The following is a 1,258-nucleotide window of genomic DNA, read 5'->3' as shown; positions in this document are numbered from 1 at the left end:
GCGGCCCCGACCAGCTCGGCGGTGGCCTCCTCGTGCTGGCGTATCAGACCGGTGACCGGCTCCCGCTCCCACCAGGGTTCGGGGCCGCCGCGCCCCGCGCACCAGGCCAGTGCCTCGCCGACGGTGGGCCGCCCGGCGGGCTCGCGGTCCAGGCACCGCCCCAGGAACTCCCGCCAGTCGTCGTCCGGTACGCCGTCGAGGTCCGGGTCCTCGTGGAGTGTGCGGTGCAGGACCTTCGGGGCGCTGCCCGCGCCGAACGGGTTGCGGCCGGTGGCGCAGAGCGCCAGCAGCCCGCCGAGCGCGAACACATCGGCGGGCGGGCCGGGTTCGCCGTCACGGGCGAGCTGTTCGGGGGCGACGAAGCCGGGGGCGCCGACGGTCCGGCCGGTGCCGCCGGTCGCTTCGTCCGGGGTTCCTCCGGTGATCCCGAAGCCGATGACCTTCGGACCGTCGCGGGTGACGAGGACGTTGGCGGGCCGCAGGTCGCGGTGCAGCAGGTGCGCGGCGTGGACGGCGGTGAGCGCCTCGGCCAGCAGGGCGCCGAGGGCGGCGAGCCGGCCGGGGCCGAGGGGGCCGAGCGCGGAGACGGCCTCGGAGAGGGCGGGGCCCGTGGCGTACGCCGTGGCCAGCCACGGGAGTTCGGCGTCCGGGTCGGCGGCGAGCACCCCCGCGGTGTACGGGCCGGCCACCGAGCCGGCCGCCGCCACCTCGCGGCGGAAGCGCTCGCGGAAGCGGGGATCGGCGGCCAGACGCGGATGCGCGGTCCGCAGCGCGACGAGCCGGCCGGAGGCGGTGCGGGCGAGGTGTACCTGACCCATGCCGTCGTCGCCGAGCAGGGCGACGAGCTGGTACCCGCCGATGTTCCGCACCGCACCTCCCCGTCGTCCCCCTGACCTTATGGCCGTCAGGATGTGCGACGCGAAGCGGGCCGTGTCCGGTTGCGTCCGGGGGGTGCCCGGACGGCCTGCCGCGCCCCTCGGAAAAACCTTCGGCCGCCGCGATTCCAGCGGGCACGGGCCTCGGGGCGCCCGGCGGAGGGCTTTCCCAGCGGGGCGGGGTGGGGAACATCACCCCACCGCGCCCGACCTCCGTACCGCATCCAGGTCCTTTGCCGAGGCCAACCCCCCGTGGTAGAGCCGCAGCTGGGTCGCCCCGGCGGCCGAAGGTTTTTCCGAGGGGCGCGGCAGGCCGTCCGGGCACCCCCCGGACGCAACCGGACACGGCCCGCTTCGCGTCGCACATCCTGACGGCCATAAGG

The 1,258-nt window shown here is 76.7% G+C and carries 1 protein-coding gene; it reads right to left on the bottom strand.

The features are described from left to right. On the bottom strand, positions 1-869 hold an 869-nt coding region (locus tag ACJA3G_RS37205; protein WP_406557426.1), incomplete at its 3' end, for a serine/threonine-protein kinase. Positions 870-1,258 lie beyond the last annotated feature (389 nt).

It is taken from the genome of Streptomyces sp. YS-3 (genome assembly GCF_045257485.1).
In the GTDB taxonomy this organism is placed as follows: domain Bacteria; phylum Actinomycetota; class Actinomycetes; order Streptomycetales; family Streptomycetaceae; genus Streptomyces.
This window is presented reverse-complemented; position numbering and strand designations above follow the sequence as displayed.